At 51.2% G+C, this 15,299-nt stretch carries 14 protein-coding genes and 1 pseudogene; 5 read left to right on the top strand and 10 right to left on the bottom strand.

The window, feature by feature from the left end; genetic code table 11:
- Positions 1-41: 41 nt before the first annotated feature.
- Both LC084_RS11440 and LC084_RS11435 read right to left on the bottom strand, forming a co-directional pair.
- Entirely contained in the window at positions 42-926 is an 885-nt protein-coding gene (locus LC084_RS11440) for a dihydrodipicolinate synthase family protein (protein WP_226571356.1), read from the bottom strand.
- A gap of 2 nt (positions 927-928) precedes the next feature.
- Positions 929-2,080 carry an iron-containing alcohol dehydrogenase gene (locus LC084_RS11435; RefSeq protein WP_226571355.1) on the bottom strand — a complete coding sequence of 384 codons (1,152 nt, stop codon included), beginning with the start codon at positions 2,078-2,080 and terminating at the stop codon, positions 929-931.
- 179 nt (positions 2,081-2,259) lie between these two features.
- Between LC084_RS11435 and dtnK the strand changes: the two genes are divergently transcribed.
- From dtnK to LC084_RS11420, 3 genes are read left to right on the top strand one after another with little or no spacing between them, the layout of a single operon-like run.
- Entirely contained in the window at positions 2,260-3,558 is a 1,299-nt protein-coding gene (gene dtnK / locus LC084_RS11430; RefSeq protein WP_226571354.1) for a D-threonate kinase, read from the top strand.
- Positions 3,555-4,535: a D-threonate 4-phosphate dehydrogenase gene (locus LC084_RS11425; protein ID WP_226571353.1), complete on the top strand. Its 981-nt coding sequence runs from the start codon at positions 3,555-3,557 to the stop codon at positions 4,533-4,535. The genes dtnK and LC084_RS11425 overlap by 4 nt, the downstream gene beginning before the upstream one ends.
- A 13-nt stretch (positions 4,536-4,548) precedes the next feature.
- Complete coding sequence (locus tag LC084_RS11420; protein ID WP_226571352.1) at positions 4,549-5,334, top strand: DeoR/GlpR family DNA-binding transcription regulator; 786 nt, start codon at positions 4,549-4,551, stop codon at positions 5,332-5,334.
- Positions 5,335-5,345: 11 nt separating this feature from the next.
- On the opposite strand, the gene fsa is transcribed toward LC084_RS11420, so the two are convergent.
- Complete coding sequence (gene fsa, locus LC084_RS11415; protein ID WP_226571351.1) at positions 5,346-6,008, bottom strand: fructose-6-phosphate aldolase; 663 nt, start codon at positions 6,006-6,008, stop codon at positions 5,346-5,348.
- A 138-nt stretch (positions 6,009-6,146) separates the two neighbouring features.
- On the opposite strand from fsa, the gene LC084_RS11410 reads away from it, so the two are divergent.
- Together LC084_RS11410 and LC084_RS11405 are read left to right on the top strand one after the other, a co-directional pair.
- Positions 6,147-7,049 carry a glycyl-radical enzyme activating protein gene (locus LC084_RS11410; protein ID WP_226571350.1) on the top strand — a complete coding sequence of 301 codons (903 nt, stop codon included), beginning with the start codon at positions 6,147-6,149 and terminating at the stop codon, positions 7,047-7,049.
- 4 nt (positions 7,050-7,053) lie between these two features.
- Positions 7,054-9,486, top strand: a complete 2,433-nt coding sequence (locus LC084_RS11405) for a formate C-acetyltransferase/glycerol dehydratase family glycyl radical enzyme (RefSeq protein ID WP_226571349.1) — start codon at positions 7,054-7,056, stop codon at positions 9,484-9,486.
- 384 nt (positions 9,487-9,870) lie between these two features.
- Here LC084_RS11405 and LC084_RS11400 read toward each other — a convergent pair whose 3' ends face one another.
- The 7 genes and pseudogenes from LC084_RS11400 to LC084_RS11370 all read right to left on the bottom strand — a co-directional run.
- Positions 9,871-10,167, bottom strand: a complete 297-nt coding sequence (locus LC084_RS11400) for a hypothetical protein (RefSeq protein WP_226571348.1) — start codon at positions 10,165-10,167, stop codon at positions 9,871-9,873.
- Positions 10,167-10,802, bottom strand: a complete 636-nt coding sequence (locus LC084_RS11395; protein WP_226571347.1) for a division plane positioning ATPase MipZ — start codon at positions 10,800-10,802, stop codon at positions 10,167-10,169. The genes LC084_RS11400 and LC084_RS11395 overlap by 1 nt, the downstream gene beginning before the upstream one ends.
- Before the next feature lie 293 nt (positions 10,803-11,095).
- Positions 11,096-11,866, bottom strand: coding sequence for a DeoR/GlpR family DNA-binding transcription regulator (locus tag LC084_RS11390; protein ID WP_226571346.1), 771 nt, complete (start codon positions 11,864-11,866; stop codon positions 11,096-11,098).
- Between the two features lie 122 nt (positions 11,867-11,988).
- Positions 11,989-13,251 (bottom strand): DUF1479 domain-containing protein, encoded by a 1,263-nt coding sequence (locus LC084_RS11385; RefSeq protein WP_226571345.1) that lies wholly within the window; start codon positions 13,249-13,251, stop codon positions 11,989-11,991.
- A 227-nt stretch (positions 13,252-13,478) separates the two neighbouring features.
- A complete protein-coding gene (locus LC084_RS11380) occupies positions 13,479-13,835 on the bottom strand; it encodes an RcnB family protein (protein WP_226571344.1) in 357 nt (118 codons plus the stop codon).
- Positions 13,836-13,971: 136 nt separating this feature from the next.
- The gene (locus LC084_RS11375) at positions 13,972-14,352 is read right to left on the bottom strand and encodes a GNAT family N-acetyltransferase (RefSeq protein WP_226571781.1); all 381 of its coding nucleotides are present in this window, start codon (positions 14,350-14,352) and stop codon (positions 13,972-13,974) included.
- 60 nt (positions 14,353-14,412) lie between these two features.
- Positions 14,413-15,117, bottom strand: a pseudogene (locus tag LC084_RS11370) (DJ-1/PfpI family protein); the annotation flags it as partial.
- Positions 15,118-15,299: the final 182 nt, after the last annotated feature.

Below are 15,299 nucleotides of genomic sequence, written 5' to 3'. Positions count from 1 at the left end.
TCTATGGTGCGGTAGTGTTCTGCCGCACCTGGTCATTGAGACTAGTTCAGATACTGGTGAATAATTTTGCGTATTGTTTCTTGCTGAGCTTCAGAGAAACTTACGGCATAGCGGCTATGCCCGACGTCGTGCCCCATCAGGCGTAGTGCTTCTTTAACCGCGGCAGGAGAAAATGCGACTTTATAGAGGTCGGTGCGTAACCCGGTGACGCTTTCCTGTGCGGTAGCGGAGCCCGCAATATCGCCAGCATGAAAACGCGCCCAGATGGCGTGAATCTCTTGTGGCGCGACGTTTGCCAGCCCTGAAATACAGGCGGCACAGCCTTCAACAAAGCCTTTATGAATTAATGAATCTGGCCCGTTAAGTACCATAAAATTCGGGTTCTCTTTTGTGGCCTGCAGGAAGCCGCTCAGGCTTTCAAAGCTCCCGGCACTATCTTTAATTCCAATAATGTTTGGGTGTTCAGCGAGGGTTTTTACCGTTTCAGGCTCAAGTTTATTCCCTGTTCTGGCGGGAATGTTATAAAGAAACAGCGGTACACTTAGTGCATCAGCAACTGCATGGTAGTGGTCGATGAGTTCTTGTTGGGTTAAAGGAACAAACCATGGGGTAATGGCTGAAACGGCATTGACTCCCAGTTTTTCTATTTGTTTTCCCAGGCGAATAGTTTCTCTGGTTGAAATTTCACCGATGTGTGCAACTACTGGCGCATCTCCTGCCACCGCGGAGACACAAGTTTCGGTGACAATCAATTTTTCGCGTTCATTGAGAACGAAAAACTCACCGTTTGTTCCACCGCAAAATACACCATTTCCCGCAGTGACCTGGCGTTTAACCTGAGTGGCAAGTGCCTGGGGATTAAGTGCGCCATCGTTATCGAACGGTGTAACAATCGCGGTGAGAACACCTTCAATTTTCTTGTTCATTTTTAGCTCCTGCTATGAGTAAAAAGCGTTTCGTAGATGGCCTGAATATTTGCTGCACTGACAGGGCAGGGCACATTTTTAATCAGGCGCTGGACATTCAGCGCACCATCCACGAGGTCTGGTACGTTATCCGGGCTGATTCCCAGCACTTCCAGTGATGCCGGGAGTTGTAGTTTTTCTACCAACTCGCCAAACCAGTCGACCAGGCGGCAGGATTTCTCTTCTGCACTTAACTGCTGGTTGCTGCCGGGGATCAGGTCCCAGACTTCGGCAAACTTCTCAACAACGGCCGGGCGAATAAAGCGCATGCAGGGGGTAAGTAAAATGGCATTAGCAACACCATGGGGCAGGTGATATTTACCGCCCAGAGGGTAAGACATTGCGTGCACCAGGTGCGTCCCTGCGTGGTTAATCGCCACGCCGCCATAATAAGAAGCCCAGAGCATTTCCAGTTTGGCCGACAGGTTCTCCGGGTCTTTAACGGCGTTTTCTATATTGCGGAACAGCTTAAACATCCCTTGTAATGCCACGTTATCGCTCACCGGGTTGGCAATGGTGGCGGTAAAGCATTCAATCAGATGGCACAGGGCATCAATACCGGTCGAAGAGGCGATATGTGCTGGCATGCTGGTGGTGAGTTCTGGCAGTAGCGCAACATAATCCGGTAATAACACAGGCGAAATGATGCCCACTTTTGTTTGCTGTTCCGGGATGGCCAGAATGGCGTTGGGAGTGGCTTCGGAACCAGTACCTGCAGAGGCCGGGATCAGCAAAGAAGCCAGGCGCGTTGACGGTTTCTCGCCTGCAAGTAGTGCTTCCAGTGTGGGGGCGCTGGTGTGGCAGAGCACAGACAATAACTTAGCGACATCCAGTACGCTGCCACCGCCAACACCCACCACCAAGTCAAACTGAGCACCCTGGAGTTTGCCCATAATCTGGTTCACGTCATCGCGGGCGGGTTCCGGGGGAACATTATCAACAATGCTCACGTGCCGGTTATTGGCCTGCAAAAGATCTGACAGCGTTTTCACCGGGGCCAGTTTGATAATGTTCTGGTCACTGACTAACAAAATGCTTTTTTTATCTGCCAGTAATGGCTCTATTGACGCTATGGCACCTGCGCCGCTAATAATGGTGCTGTTTATTGTACCCACGCTCCTCTCCTGTCTGGATATGCAATGTAGTGATTGAATTCAATCAATGCAGCATTGCTGTTTCACAACATGGCTAATTTTATAATTTATCCCCGATTCAATTAACTTGATCTTGCTCACATATAATCAAATGTGATTGAATATAATCATTACATCGATAATGATGAGCAGGAGACACCATGGAAGCGCAGTACCAGGACGATAACGTACTGATTCTGGCGGATGACTTCACTGGGGCAAATGATGCCGCAGTGAGCTTTGCACTGAATGGCGCGCAGGCAATGGTGATGTTCCACCCGGAGAATGTGCCTCAGGCACAAGTGGTGGCAGTTAATACCGACAGCCGTGCGTTGCCCGCAAGCCAGGCTGAACAGGCAATTAAAGCAGCCATCCATTCTGTGGCTTTACCGGGTGGCCTTGGGTGGCGGGTAAAAAAAATGGACTCTACGCTGCGGGGTAACCCCGGCGCTGAATTGTCTGCGGCAATACAGGAATTCGGTTTAACCGGTGCAGTTGTGGCACTGGCCTCACCCGGTCTTGGGCGTACGACTGTCAACGGGCAGTGCCTGGTAAAAGGTATTCCTGTTAACCAAACCGAATTTGCCAGCGACCCAAAAACCCCTGTCACCGATGCCGACATTCTTCATGTGCTGCAACAACAGGCTGAACGGGTCTGTTACCTGGCAGACCTGGCCTGCGTTCGCCAGGGTAACCTGGCCACAACCCTGCAAAAGTGCTTTGCCCGCGGTGTGGAAGTGGTGGTAGTGGACAGCGAAACTGAGGCGGATCTGAAGAAGGTGGTGGATGCGGTTGCTTCATTAGCAGTTCGCCCACTACTGGCGGGCTCTGCAGGGATTTGTGAATCGCTGGCACAGTTTCTGTATCCGCAGCCAGAGGCATCGCCTTTATTACCCCATTCCACTGGGCCACTGCTTGCTGTGATTGGCTCAATGAGTGAGATCGCTCAACAGCAAATGCAGGCAGTCATGCGGAATCCGCTTGTTACCCACATGGCTCTCAGTGCAGAACAGGTGCTTTCTGCTGGCAACGAGAGCTACCTGCATGAATGTGTTCAGGCGGCCGTTGCCGCTCTGAATAGTGGCAGACATTGCGTTATCAGCACCACTGAGCACCACGATGCCCGCCACCAGGTTACCCGGCTGTGCCAGCGCTATCAATTAAGCCGCGCTCAATTGGGCGAAAAGCTGTGCCTGTTTTTGGGCAGGCTTACCCAGGCCATTTTAAGTGATGCCGTGCCCGGCGGAGTGTACCTGTCTGGTGGTGATGTGGCGATTGCCGCCGCACGGGCGCTTGGGGCGCAAGGTTTTACGATTCATGGCCACATTGCCGAATGTGTGCCGTGGGGAGAGTTCACAGGCAGCCAGTATCTGCGGCCGGTAATGACCAAAGCAGGCGGTTTCGGTAACACGGACACCTTGCTGGAGGTTGTGCATTTTTTTGAGGAGAAGACTAAGTGACCAACGTTATCGCAATTACCATGGGTGACCCGGCGGGCATTGGCCCGGAAATTATCATCAGTTCACTGGCTGATGGCGAGTTATCAGGCATTCCCGCTGTTGTCGTCGGTTGTGCGGCAACGTTACGCCGTATTCTGGCATTACAAATTACTAAACCTGCAGAATTGCGCATTATCGACCAGGTAAGCCAGGCTCAGTTTGCACCAGGGATTATCAACGTGATTGATGAACCCCTTGCAGACCCTCAGGCGCTTGAACCTGGGAAAGTCCAAAAACAGGCTGGTGACCTGGCCTACCGTTGTGTTAAGCGTGCGACCGAACTGGCGATGGCGGGGGATGTGAGTGCGATTGCCACCGCACCGCTCAATAAAGAGGCGTTGCATGCTGCCGGGCATTTGTACCCAGGGCATACTGAGCTTTTGGCTAAGCTCACCAACAGCAAAGATTACGCCATGGTGCTATACACCGACACGCTGAAAGTGATTCATGTTTCCACGCATATTGCACTGCGTAAGTTTCTCGACACGCTTAATCAGCCACGTGTAGAAACCGTGATTCGCCTGGCAGACCAGTTCCTGAAACGTGTTGGTTTCACCCACCCGCGCATTGCGGTGGCCGGGGTGAACCCTCATGCCGGGGAAAACGGCCTGTTTGGTGATGAAGAAATTCGTATTGTCGGCCCGGCTGTTGCCGCAATGAAAGAGCAGGGTGTGGATGTGTATGGCCCGTGCCCGCCCGATACAGTTTATATGCAATGTAATGAAGGCATGTATGACATGGTGGTCGCGATGTACCACGATCAAGGGCATATTCCACTTAAGTTGCTGGGCTTTTATGACGGGGTGAATATCACTGCCGGGTTGCCGTTTATTCGTACTTCGGCTGACCACGGTACCGCATTTGATATTGCCTGGACAGGTAAAGCAAAGTCTGAGAGCATGGCGGTTTCGATAAAACTGGCGATGCAACTGGCTTAGGCGTAAGAGTGCTATGAAGGGATATAACCGCCTTGAACAGATTATGGATTATCTTAAAAGCCATAATCTGGTTACTGTGGACCAACTGGTGGCTGCAACGGGAGCCTCTCCCGCAACGGTACGCCGTGATTTAGTCAAGTTGGATGAAGAAGGGGTGGTCAGCCGGACACACGGTGGTGTTACCCTTAACCGGTTTCTCCCTTCGCAGCCCACTACGCTTGAGAAAATGCAGCGTAACCAGCAAGAAAAATTCCTTATTGCCAGCGCTGCGGCAAAGATGGTTAATGCCAACGATGCCGTGGTACTGGATGCCGGTACCACCACCATGGAACTGGCCCGCCAGCTTACTCACCTGCCTTTACGGGTTATCACCAGCGATCTGCATATCGCGCTATTTTTAAGTGAATTCAAACAAATCGAAGTCACTATTATTGGTGGGCGCATTGATGACAGCAGCCAGTCATGCATTGGTGAACATGGCCGCCGTTTGTTACGCCACATCTGCCCGGATATTGCCTTTGTCAGTTGCAATGGCTGGGATTGGGAGAAAGGCGTGACGGCACCAACGGAAGAAAAGGCCGGTATCAAACAGGATATTATGATGAATGCTCGCCGTCGGGTGTTACTGGCAGACAGCAGTAAGTACGGTTTGTGGTCACTTTTCCATGTGGCTCGCTTACCTGCTTTTACTGATATCGTTACTGATGCCGGGCTTGAAGCCGCATATGCCCGGCAACTGGAAGGTGAAGGCGTGCCCCTGGTGTTGGCGGATGCGGCATCTGCCAGAGGCACGGTGTAATCTTTCCCGCCTTACAGCTGTTTACTGCCGAAAGCGCCCTGCCAGTCTTGCTCAAATTTTTCAACAGCCGCTGTTACCGCCGGTGCCGAAATAAATTGTGTTGCGACATCCACGGGCAGCGTAATGGCTCCGCAACCTGCCAGCAGGCAGTCCAGCGCCTGGCGGGGGGTTTTAAAGCTGGCGGCTAGCACTTGTGCCTGGGGCGCGTGTTGAACTAACAGTGACTGCAGGTCATTCACTAATTCAATACCACTCCCGCCCTGGGCATCCACCCGGTTAATATACGGTGCAACATAGCGTGCCCCTGCCAGTGCGGATAACAGCCCTTGAGCGGCACCGTAAACAGCTGTCCCCAGCGTAGGAATACCTTCCAGACTCAGGCACTTAATTGCTGCCAGCCCTTCAGGTGTTACCGGTATTTTCACAACCAGGTCCGGAATAATTGCCCGTAGTTTTCTTGCGTCATCCACCATTCCCTGCGCGGTATCGGCCATTACCTGGGCGAACAACTGCCCGGTTCCCCCCAGCGCATCGTATAACGCAGGCAACAGGTTTTCCGGCCGTTGTTTACTGCTGGCAACAATACTGGGGTTGGTTGTCACACCTGCAAGAGGAAGGATGCGGGCCAGTTTTTTCACAGCCTGGGTATCAGCGGTATCGAGGTAGAGCTCCATGTTCAACTCCTGAAATTGTGATGGTTCGCGGCTTTTCATCATCATAGGCCTGCGAGCGTGTTTTTTGTTGTCGGAAATCAAATTTTCTTTCTTTCGAAAGTGTTTTTATTTTTATACGAAACACAAGCCGGAGGCGAGATGATTTTTAATATCCAGCGGTATTCCACCCATGACGGGCCTGGTATCCGTACTGTTGTCTTCCTGAAAGGTTGTTCTCTGGGCTGCCGTTGGTGCCAGAACCCGGAAAGCCGCAGTGCAGAACCGGAAGTGTTGTTCGATGCCCGCCAGTGCCTTGCAGGTTGCACTCGTTGTTGCCAGGTAGCCCCGGAGGCTATTACTCGCACAGCAGACGGCAGGCTGGATATTGCCCGTGGCAAACTTTCTGCTAGCGCAGTAGAGGCTCTGGTGAATTGTTGCCCCAGCCAGGCGCTGGCAGTGTGTGGGGAAAACCGCACAGTAGACGACATCATGCAGGTGGTTCTGCGTGATAAGCCGTTTTACCAGCGCAGTGGTGGCGGGGTAACACTTTCCGGCGGTGAACCCTTTATGAACCCGGAATTAGCCCTGGCACTGTTGCGGGCAAGCCATGAAGCGGGCATTCATACTGCTGTGGAAACCTGCCTGCATGTTCCCTGGCACAATATTGAATCCTGCCTGCCTTTTACCCGGCTTTTTCTGGCCGACCTGAAACATACCCACGCTGGGTTATTCAAAACCTGGACCCGGGGATCCGCACGGCGGGTTATGGCTAACTTGCAACGCCTGGCAGAACAGGGCGCACAGGTGGTCATCCGCGTGCCTTTAGTCCCTGGTTTTAATGCCAATGAAGACGCGGTACGCAGCATTGTGGATTTTGCTGCCGGGTTACCCGGCGTTGAACAAATACATTTTCTGCCTTACCACACGCTGGGCATGAACAAATATGCCTTGCTTAACCAACCTTATGAAGCGCCGGGCAAACCGCTGGATAACCCGGCTCTGCTTACTTTTGCTCAGTCATATGCACACCAAAAAGGCCTGGCAGCCATTTTACGAGGATAACTCTATGACACAGTTGAAACTTGATGTCCTGACCGACCGAATTACGGCACACAAAGCAGCCCTGGTGCATATCGTCAAACCTCCTGTTTGCACCGAGCGCGCGCAGCATTACACCGAAGTGTACCAGCAGAATATGGATAAACCGGTAGCTGTGCGCCGTGCACTGGCTCTGGCGCATCACCTGGCGCAGCGTACTATCTGGATTCAGCACGACGAATTGATTGTGGGAAACCAGGCAAGTGAGCTACGTGCCGCACCCATATTCCCGGAATACACCGTTTCATGGATTGAGAAAGAAATTGATGAACTGGCAGAACGCCCTGGTGCCGGGTTCTCCGTGAGTGAAGAGAATAAGCAAATTTTGCATAAGCTGTGCCCGTGGTGGCGTGGGCAAACCGTTCAGGACAGGTGTTTCGGCATGTTTACCGCCGAGCAAAAGGCTATTCTCGATACCGGTATTATTAAAGCAGAAGGCAATATGACTTCCGGGGATGCCCACCTGGCGGTGGATTTCCCGGTGTTGCTTGAGAAGGGGTTGGATGGGCTGCGTGAAACAGTTAATACCCGGCGCGCACTGATTAACTTGACGGTGCTGGAAGATTTGCACGGCGAGCAGTTCTTAAAAGCGGTGGATATTACTCTGGAGGCGGTCAGCCAGCATATCACCCGCTATGCAGACCTGGCCCGGAATATGGCAGAACGCGAAACACGTGCTGAACGGCGCGAAGAGTTACGGGCAATAGCCCATAACTGCGATGTGATTGCCCATGAGCCGCCGAAAACTTTCTGGCAGGCACTGCAGTTGTGCTATTTCATCCAGTTGATTCTGCAAATCGAATCCAATGGCCACTCTGTTTCCTTCGGACGCATGGATCAGTATCTCTACCCGTGGTACCGGCGCGATGTTGAACTGGAACAGTCCCTGAGCCGCGAGCAAGCTATTGAATTACTGCAAAGTTGCTGGCTGAAGCTGCTGGAAGTTAACAAGATCCGTTCAGGTTCGCATTCTAAAGCTTCTGCGGGTAGCCCGCTGTACCAGAATGTGACTATCGGTGGCCAGAACCTGGTGAATGGTAAACCGACTGATGCCGTTAACCCTTTATCCTGGTCTATTCTGGAATCCTGCGGGCGGCTGGGTTCCACCCAGCCCAACCTGAGTGTGCGCTACCATGCAGGTATGGGTGATGACTTTCTCGATGCCTGTGTGCAGGTGATTCGTTGTGGTTTCGGTATGCCAGCGTTTAATAACGATGAAATTGTTATTCCTGAGTTTATTCGCCTGGGTGTGTTACCGGAAGATGCGTATCAATATGCCGCCATTGGGTGTATTGAAACGGCGGTGGGGGGCAAATGGGGCTACCGGTGTACTGGCATGAGCTTTATTAACTTTGCCCGTGTCATGCTGGCGGCGCTGGATGGAGGCCGTGATGCCACCAGTGGCCAGGTATTCCATGCGCAATCTGAAGCCCTTGCTGCTGGTAACTTTGCTGATTTTGAATCTGTACTGGCCGCCTGGGATAACCAAATTCGCTATTACACGCGTAAATCTATCGAGATCGAATATGTCGTGGATACAGTGCTAGAAGAAAATGCCCACGATATTCTTTGCTCAGCGCTGGTGGATAACTGCATTGAGCGGGCGAAAACCATTAAGCAGGGTGGGGCGAAATATGACTGGGTTTCTGGTTTGCAGGTGGGAATCGCGAACCTGGGTAACAGCCTGGCCGCGGTGAAACAACTGGTATTTGACGACCAGGCAATCAGCCAGCCACAACTGGCCAACGCACTGGCAGATGATTTTGCAGGTGCGGAGTTTGAACAACTACGCCAGGTACTGGTTAACCGCGCCCCGAAATACGGTAATGACGATGAGTCTGTAGATGCTCTGTTAGTTCGTGCGTATCAAACATATATTGATGAGCTGAAGCAGTACCATAACCCCCGTTACGGGCGTGGACCCATTGGCGGTAATTACTATGCGGGCACTTCTTCTATTTCTGCGAATGTGCCATTTGGCGCGGCAACAATGGCGACCCCGGACGGGCGAAAAGCCCATGCGCCACTGGCGGAGGGGGCAAGCCCGGCATCTGGCACCGACCACCTTGGGCCTACCGCGGTGATCAGCTCTGTTGGTAAATTGCCCACTGGCTCAATTCTTGGTGGCGTGTTACTTAACCAGAAGCTCAACCCTTCCACCCTGGATAACCCGGCAGACCGCGAAAAACTGATGTTTTTACTGCGCACTTTCTTTGAAACCTATAAAGGCTGGCATATTCAGTACAACATTGTTTCCCGTGAAACACTGGTTGAAGCGAAAAAACATCCTGACCAGTACCGTGACCTGGTGGTGCGTGTGGCCGGATATTCGGCGTTCTTTACTGCGCTGTCGCCAGATACCCAGGATGACATTATCGCCCGCACTGAACATGTATTGTGATACGCAACTGGCGCCATACCAGGCCTGTGGTGTGGCGCGAACAATACGCAGCATAATTACTATGTATTAAATGTGAAGTAATAAATGTGAATGATTAAGTGTGAAGTAATAAGTATGAATTAATAAATATGAGGTGTTGAACGGGAAGACTCACAGCAGATAACAGGTGGTGAACTGTGCCGGGAGCAAGGGGAGAAAAACTGCAGAGTGCCACGGGCTGGTATTAATACTTCATACTTGTGAATGATGCGTTTATGAATGGCGTGCTTATGAATTACGTATTTATGAATAATGCGGATATGAATAAATACATGTTCATTCACAGCTCTTTGTTACTAAACCCCGCAGGCTGCCTGTTGTGCAGCCGCAGCGGGGTTTGCTTTATTACGGGTGGTTTTTAAAGTATTCCGCCAGTGCATCACGAACCAGCGCACTGACACTTTTCGGTTCGCGGCCACTGCGTTTATTTCGTAGTGCCGTATCTTCGGTTTTATCCAGTAGCGATGCTGGCAATGAGATAGTGGTGCGTTTCAGCGGGTCTTCCGCTTCTGTAACCGGTGTACTGTTACCCGGCGAACCGTAAGGTTTGCCAGCCAGGCGCTCAGCCAGTTGTTCTATGTCCTGGTCGCTGGCATATTTCCGGGTGGCAGATGCTTGCTGGCTGGGCTTTTTCAGTGCCATCAGAACACCTCCTTAATCAGTGCAATCACTTCATTTTTCGCCTGTTCATTACTGGTTTCCATAACAGATTTTCCTTGAGGCATAACATCACGGTAAACCTTGCGAAAGCAGGCTATTGCATTGAGTGGGGTGATTTCCGGAAATTCTTTAATATATTCCAGAAACTCATAGCGCTCATTGCCGCGAATCAGTGGGTTGGTGGTTGCCATTGTCTGGTAACCGAACACTTTAAGTTCCGGGTTAAGGTCGCGCCATGAGATAACCTGCTGTTGCAGCTCAATAAGCGTATCGAGATCCAGTTGTGAACTTTGGTGTGGGGCAATAATGACATCGGCGACAGTACCACCTGTTACCAGTTCGCGGCTATTACGCCCGGTTACATCAACAATAACGTGGGTATATTTCTCGTTCAGGCTTCGCAGTGTGGCGGCAATGTTATCCCGTTTTTCAACCAGAGTGATCGCCGGGCTTAACCCTGCTTCTTCCCGCTCACCAATCCACCTGGCGGCAGAGCGTTGCACATCTGCATCTACCAGGCACACATCGTTACCTTGTTGTGCAAGGCCAACAGCAAGGTTAATCGCTGTTGTTGTCTTGGCTGCACCACCCTTGTTACAACCCACAATTGTTATCACTGCAACCTCCAATGTTAAGTATGAAGTAATACTTGCTACTTCATATATATTACATGTTCTGAACTAATTCGCCTTCCTGCAAGGAAGGGCAGTCAACCGGGCCAGTATGAATGAATCATTAAGAGGTGTGAAGTGTCACTTCGCAGGTGTTACTTCACAAGTAATAATTATGAAGTATTACTTGTGAAGTGCTATTTATGAGGTATTACAGGCTAAGCCAGTAAAATATAAGGAGGTAACAGGTAATATCTAAAGCCCCTGATGTAGCCGGAAAGCCGCAGCCACGCGGCTTTTTACAAGGATTTTATGGCTGCAGCTTCGTGAATCAGGTCTACCTGGACACCCTGTTCTTGCATGCATTTCAGCGCGTTTTCAGGCAGCAGGGAATCGGTTATCACATGGCGAAACCCATGGTTTTCCGTGGATAATGGGTAAGGGTGAATGATTCCGAATTTTGATGAATCGGTTAACGCGATGGCTTCAATGCCTTTATCCAGCAGGGCACAAACCACATCACTGCGCATCATATTACGTCCGGTAAACCCGGTGTCTTTATGCCAGCCATCAACGCCAATAAACGCTTTTTGAAAATGCACATGCTGGATACACAGGCGGGTTAACGGGCCAACAACAGACTCACTCCCTTTTTGGTACAAACCGCCCAGGACAATAACTTCGCAACGAGCATTTTTAAGCAGTTGAGCAATATAGTGGCTGACCGTTACCAGGGTAATTGACGGGTTATCTGCCAGGCTGCGAGCCAGCAGCGCATTGGTGCTGCCGCCTTCAATAAACACCGATTCCCCGTCTTTAACCAGTGATGCAGCGTATTCAGCCAGGTTTTTTTTCAGTGGAAAGCGAGTATTCATGCGTGCACCCACATCTTCCAGATCCATAGCAATGGCCGAACCGTGAACACGCTTTAAGTAATTTTCGCGCTCCAGGGCGGTCAGATCCTGGCGGATAGTGACTTCGGAAACGCCAGTAAGCTGCGACAGTTCGTTAACGCTGACACTGCCTTTGTCATTCACTAACTGGATTATTTTTTGATGGCGTGCATTCATGTTTTAGTTCACTGATTACCCTCGATTTTGCCAGTGTAACAAAAAGCAGCGGTTGGCAGAAACGCGTAGCGACCCCGGCGCCCTGTAAATAGCAGAGCGCCAGACCGTTATCAGACGTGGTGCTAACTCATCCCTAAGCTGCGCCGGCCATTACCGTTTAAATCCGCAGTCTGGAACCGGTCTTGCCAGTGTTGTTCGTAGTTTTCACGGGGGAAATCGCCTGGTGAGGTTCCTTGTTCCAGTGCCTCGGCTACACGCCGGGCATAGCGGCGGTTTTTATCACATAAAGGCGCTGCCGGAATATACATGACGTTACCGAAGCCTTGTTGGTTTTCTACCGGCGCTACTGCATGAATGACATCGCAGTGCCACCAAACAGAATCACCCGCTTCCAGTTGTGGAATACTGCACAACCCACTTGCCAACAGTGGATGCCACTGCTCGCTAATAGGTAACACACGGCCAGGTGCGACACCACAGAGTTCATCTTCCGGAACATCACTCAGTAACGGGCGCAGGAGTACCAGGGCCATGGCTTCGGGAACAGGAACGACATGCAAGAGCCCCTGGCCTGGCAGCATATCTGATAATGCAGTCCAGCCCTGGAAGGTGCGGAAAACAGAGCACTTGGTGGTGTTATCGACATCGTATTCGTCCACATCTGTCCGCCAGGCGGCATCCCATGGGTCATATTGGCCAAACTGGTTATTGAAGATATGGCGGAATACTTGTTGGTAAGCAGGCAATAACCAACGCTCCAGTGCGCCTGAATCAGTGTGGGCCCCCAATCCTTTTGATGTGGTGCCGGGTAAACGGCGGCGGATTCGGTCGGGGTAAATAACGCTGACATCCGGGTCAAACCACTGTTTCCCTTGTGATTCAAATGACCACAAGCGATTGAGAAATGATTGAACACCTGCCATTGCATCGCTTTGGCGGGCCTCCATTTGGGCGCGGGACCAGTAAATGGGGTAAATTTCCGGGCGTGAAGCGGCCAGCGAACCGAAAAAGTTATCGCCAGGGCCACGGTAAATATCGTCGAACTTATTGGTGTCCAGGTATTTCAGCATGGATTGGTCCCATGCCAGAGCCTGTTCACGGGGGAAATGTTGTTTTACCACCAGGCAACCGCGCCGTTTGATATGTTCCCGTAATGCATCACTGATATTACCCGACAAAATATCTTCGCGGCTGGCAACCGGCCAGGCGGTACCAAAACGTTGCTCATCTTCACGGGCTGCAGCCAGTTCGTGAGTAATTTTGGCTTCAACTTGCTTAAACAGACCTGCTACATCGCCAATTTGAGCCCGCAAGGTTCGTTTCATGTTCACAATGGTGGCCTTGATATCTTCAGGCAGAGTCTGTGCAGTGAATGTATTGTTCATCGTTGGCTCCTGTTTTGTTTCGAATGAACTTTATTTACTTTCATTCGTAATTTTGGCGAGTATAACAACTATGAAACATTTAAATGCGAATAAGATCACAAACTGTGGGGAGCGCAGGAAAGGGGGATCAAGGGGCGTGGCAAATGGCGGTGACATCAAAGGAACAACACGGCGGCTCAGATAATCCTGCTCACCGTGTTGAGGTCAAGCTGAAAGCGTGTGAGCTATTAATGCTCGTAAAAAATGTTACCTTCTTCTGCGCGCAGAACTTTGCCTTCAGCATTGCTGATCAGAACATAGTCACCACCCATGTAGGTCCAGTGGCTGTCAGCCTCCGGCGCAGGCAGGTGGCGGAGCTGCCACTTGTCAATTTCATAGGTTTTGGAACGATAAAGTTCAGGCACAATGTCGCCAATCGTGAAACGCTTGAAATCAGCAGTGAACGATGTAACGGCGTAAGGATCCTGCCCGCTGGTTTGTGCTGCGGGCGCCGCTGTTTCATCATCAGCATGCGCGCTGGAAAATGGCAACACGCTGGCGCTAAGCAACAGCACGGATAACAGTAACGGTGTGGACTTGGACATAACCTCTCCCGATGAAACTGCTTTGAACATGGACAAGTAGCGCATCGATAAAAATAAATAAACAGGACTGCATTAGACACGCCCGCAATGAATTAATATGCAGGGATTTTGTTTCCTGATGTAACCTTCTGTACCTTCAGGTAAGCATCTGTCTCGCCATACGGATATAGGGCAAACCTGATTTCTCGAATGGGGCTGAACAGGGGGCAAAACCTAGTTTCTCATAAAATTCACAGGCAGTTTGCCGGGCATCCAGCTCAAAACGCAGCGCACCTTGTTGCTCCAGTTGTTTTATCACTGTGGTGAGTAAAATTGTGCCAAACCTCTTACGCTGCCAGTCAGGCAGGGTAGCGAACTTGCGTATCTGCCAGTGCCCTTCAGCCAGGGAAAATGCGGAAAGGCAACAGATTAGCTCACCTGTGTGGTACACGCCAAAGTGCAACGCAGTGTCATCACCAGGTACAGCGCTGAATGCCAGCGGTTTATCCGGCCACAGTACCCGTTGGCGCAGCGGCATATATTCACTCTTTTCTAACGGGGAAATATGCCAGCCGTCGCCGTAATTGGTGCGTTCTGCCAGATGGCTTGCTGTGTTGCGGGTAACCGCAAGTCGCTGGCTGGCGAATGCCTGATTAGTATTTTTCACTTGGGCCAGAATATTGCCCGGGGCCAGGCCTGGTGTTCCACTGTTAAACGGTGGTTGCGGGGCATATTCCAGTTGTAGCTGAATACCTTGTGCGATATCTGCCCCCCAAATATCACTTATTACACAAAGCGCAAAATCAATACCCGACGTGACACCCGCCCCGGTAATTCTGTTGCCATCATGTACCACTCTTTGCGCCAGCGGAATGGCGCCGAGCAGGGCAAGTTGATCCAGCGATGCCCAGTGTGTGGTAGCCTGGTAACCGTGAAGCAGCCCTGCAGCCCCCAGGACTAATGCACCGGTACATACCGCTGTGATAAACCGTGCTTTTTGTGACTGTTCGCGCAGGAATTGAAGGGTTTCGCTATCGCCCATTAGGGGAATTTGCCCAGGACCGCCAGGAACACAAATTAAGTCAAGCGGCGGGCAGTCTGTGAAGGTTGCCGTGGGTTGAATCCCCATGCCTTTGTCTGAGTGAACAATGTCCCGCGTCTTCCAGATAAGGTGAACTTTAGCGCCTGGCGCACGGGAAAATACCTCCCACGGGCCGGTTAAGTCCAGTTGCGTCACTCCGGGGAAAAGAAGAAATCCAATGGAAAATGGGTTCAAAACCTCGCCTTGTGTGGAGGAAGCCATGCGTCACCTTTTTACCTTATCTGCCTGAGCTGAAAAACCAGCCTATAACAGTATAAAAGTATTACCAATCGGTAACGTGTGCGCGTTATATGTTTGTTCTCTGAATATAAGAAAGTGATCTGGATCGCACTTTTTGCTACTCTGCTAATAATTTCAAGGGTTACTATTTCACCCATCGAAGG

It is taken from the genome of Mangrovibacter yixingensis, assembly GCF_020523985.1.
Taxonomy (GTDB): Bacteria; Pseudomonadota; Gammaproteobacteria; order Enterobacterales; family Enterobacteriaceae; genus Mangrovibacter; species Mangrovibacter yixingensis.
This window is presented reverse-complemented; position numbering and strand designations above follow the sequence as displayed.

Bases quoted from the DNA above. Each gene is read 5' to 3' on its own strand.
- LC084_RS11440 (WP_226571356.1), bottom strand. From the start codon at position 926: ATGAACAAGAAAATTGAAGGTGTTCTCACCGCGATTGTTACACCGTTC.
- dtnK (WP_226571354.1), top strand. From the start codon at position 2,260: ATGGAAGCGCAGTACCAGGACGATAACGTACTGATTCTGGCGGATGAC.
- LC084_RS11420 (WP_226571352.1), top strand. From the start codon at position 4,549: ATGAAGGGATATAACCGCCTTGAACAGATTATGGATTATCTTAAAAGC.
- fsa (WP_226571351.1), bottom strand. From the start codon at position 6,008: ATGGAGCTCTACCTCGATACCGCTGATACCCAGGCTGTGAAAAAACTG.
- LC084_RS11410 (WP_226571350.1), top strand. From the start codon at position 6,147: ATGATTTTTAATATCCAGCGGTATTCCACCCATGACGGGCCTGGTATC.
- LC084_RS11405 (WP_226571349.1), top strand. From the start codon at position 7,054: ATGACACAGTTGAAACTTGATGTCCTGACCGACCGAATTACGGCACAC.
- LC084_RS11400 (WP_226571348.1), bottom strand. From the start codon at position 10,167: ATGGCACTGAAAAAGCCCAGCCAGCAAGCATCTGCCACCCGGAAATAT.
- LC084_RS11390 (WP_226571346.1), bottom strand. From the start codon at position 11,866: ATGAATGCACGCCATCAAAAAATAATCCAGTTAGTGAATGACAAAGGC.
- LC084_RS11385 (WP_226571345.1), bottom strand. From the start codon at position 13,251: ATGAACAATACATTCACTGCACAGACTCTGCCTGAAGATATCAAGGCC.
- LC084_RS11380 (WP_226571344.1), bottom strand. From the start codon at position 13,835: ATGTCCAAGTCCACACCGTTACTGTTATCCGTGCTGTTGCTTAGCGCC.
- LC084_RS11375 (WP_226571781.1), bottom strand. From the start codon at position 14,352: ATGCCGCTGCGCCAACGGGTACTGTGGCCGGATAAACCGCTGGCATTC.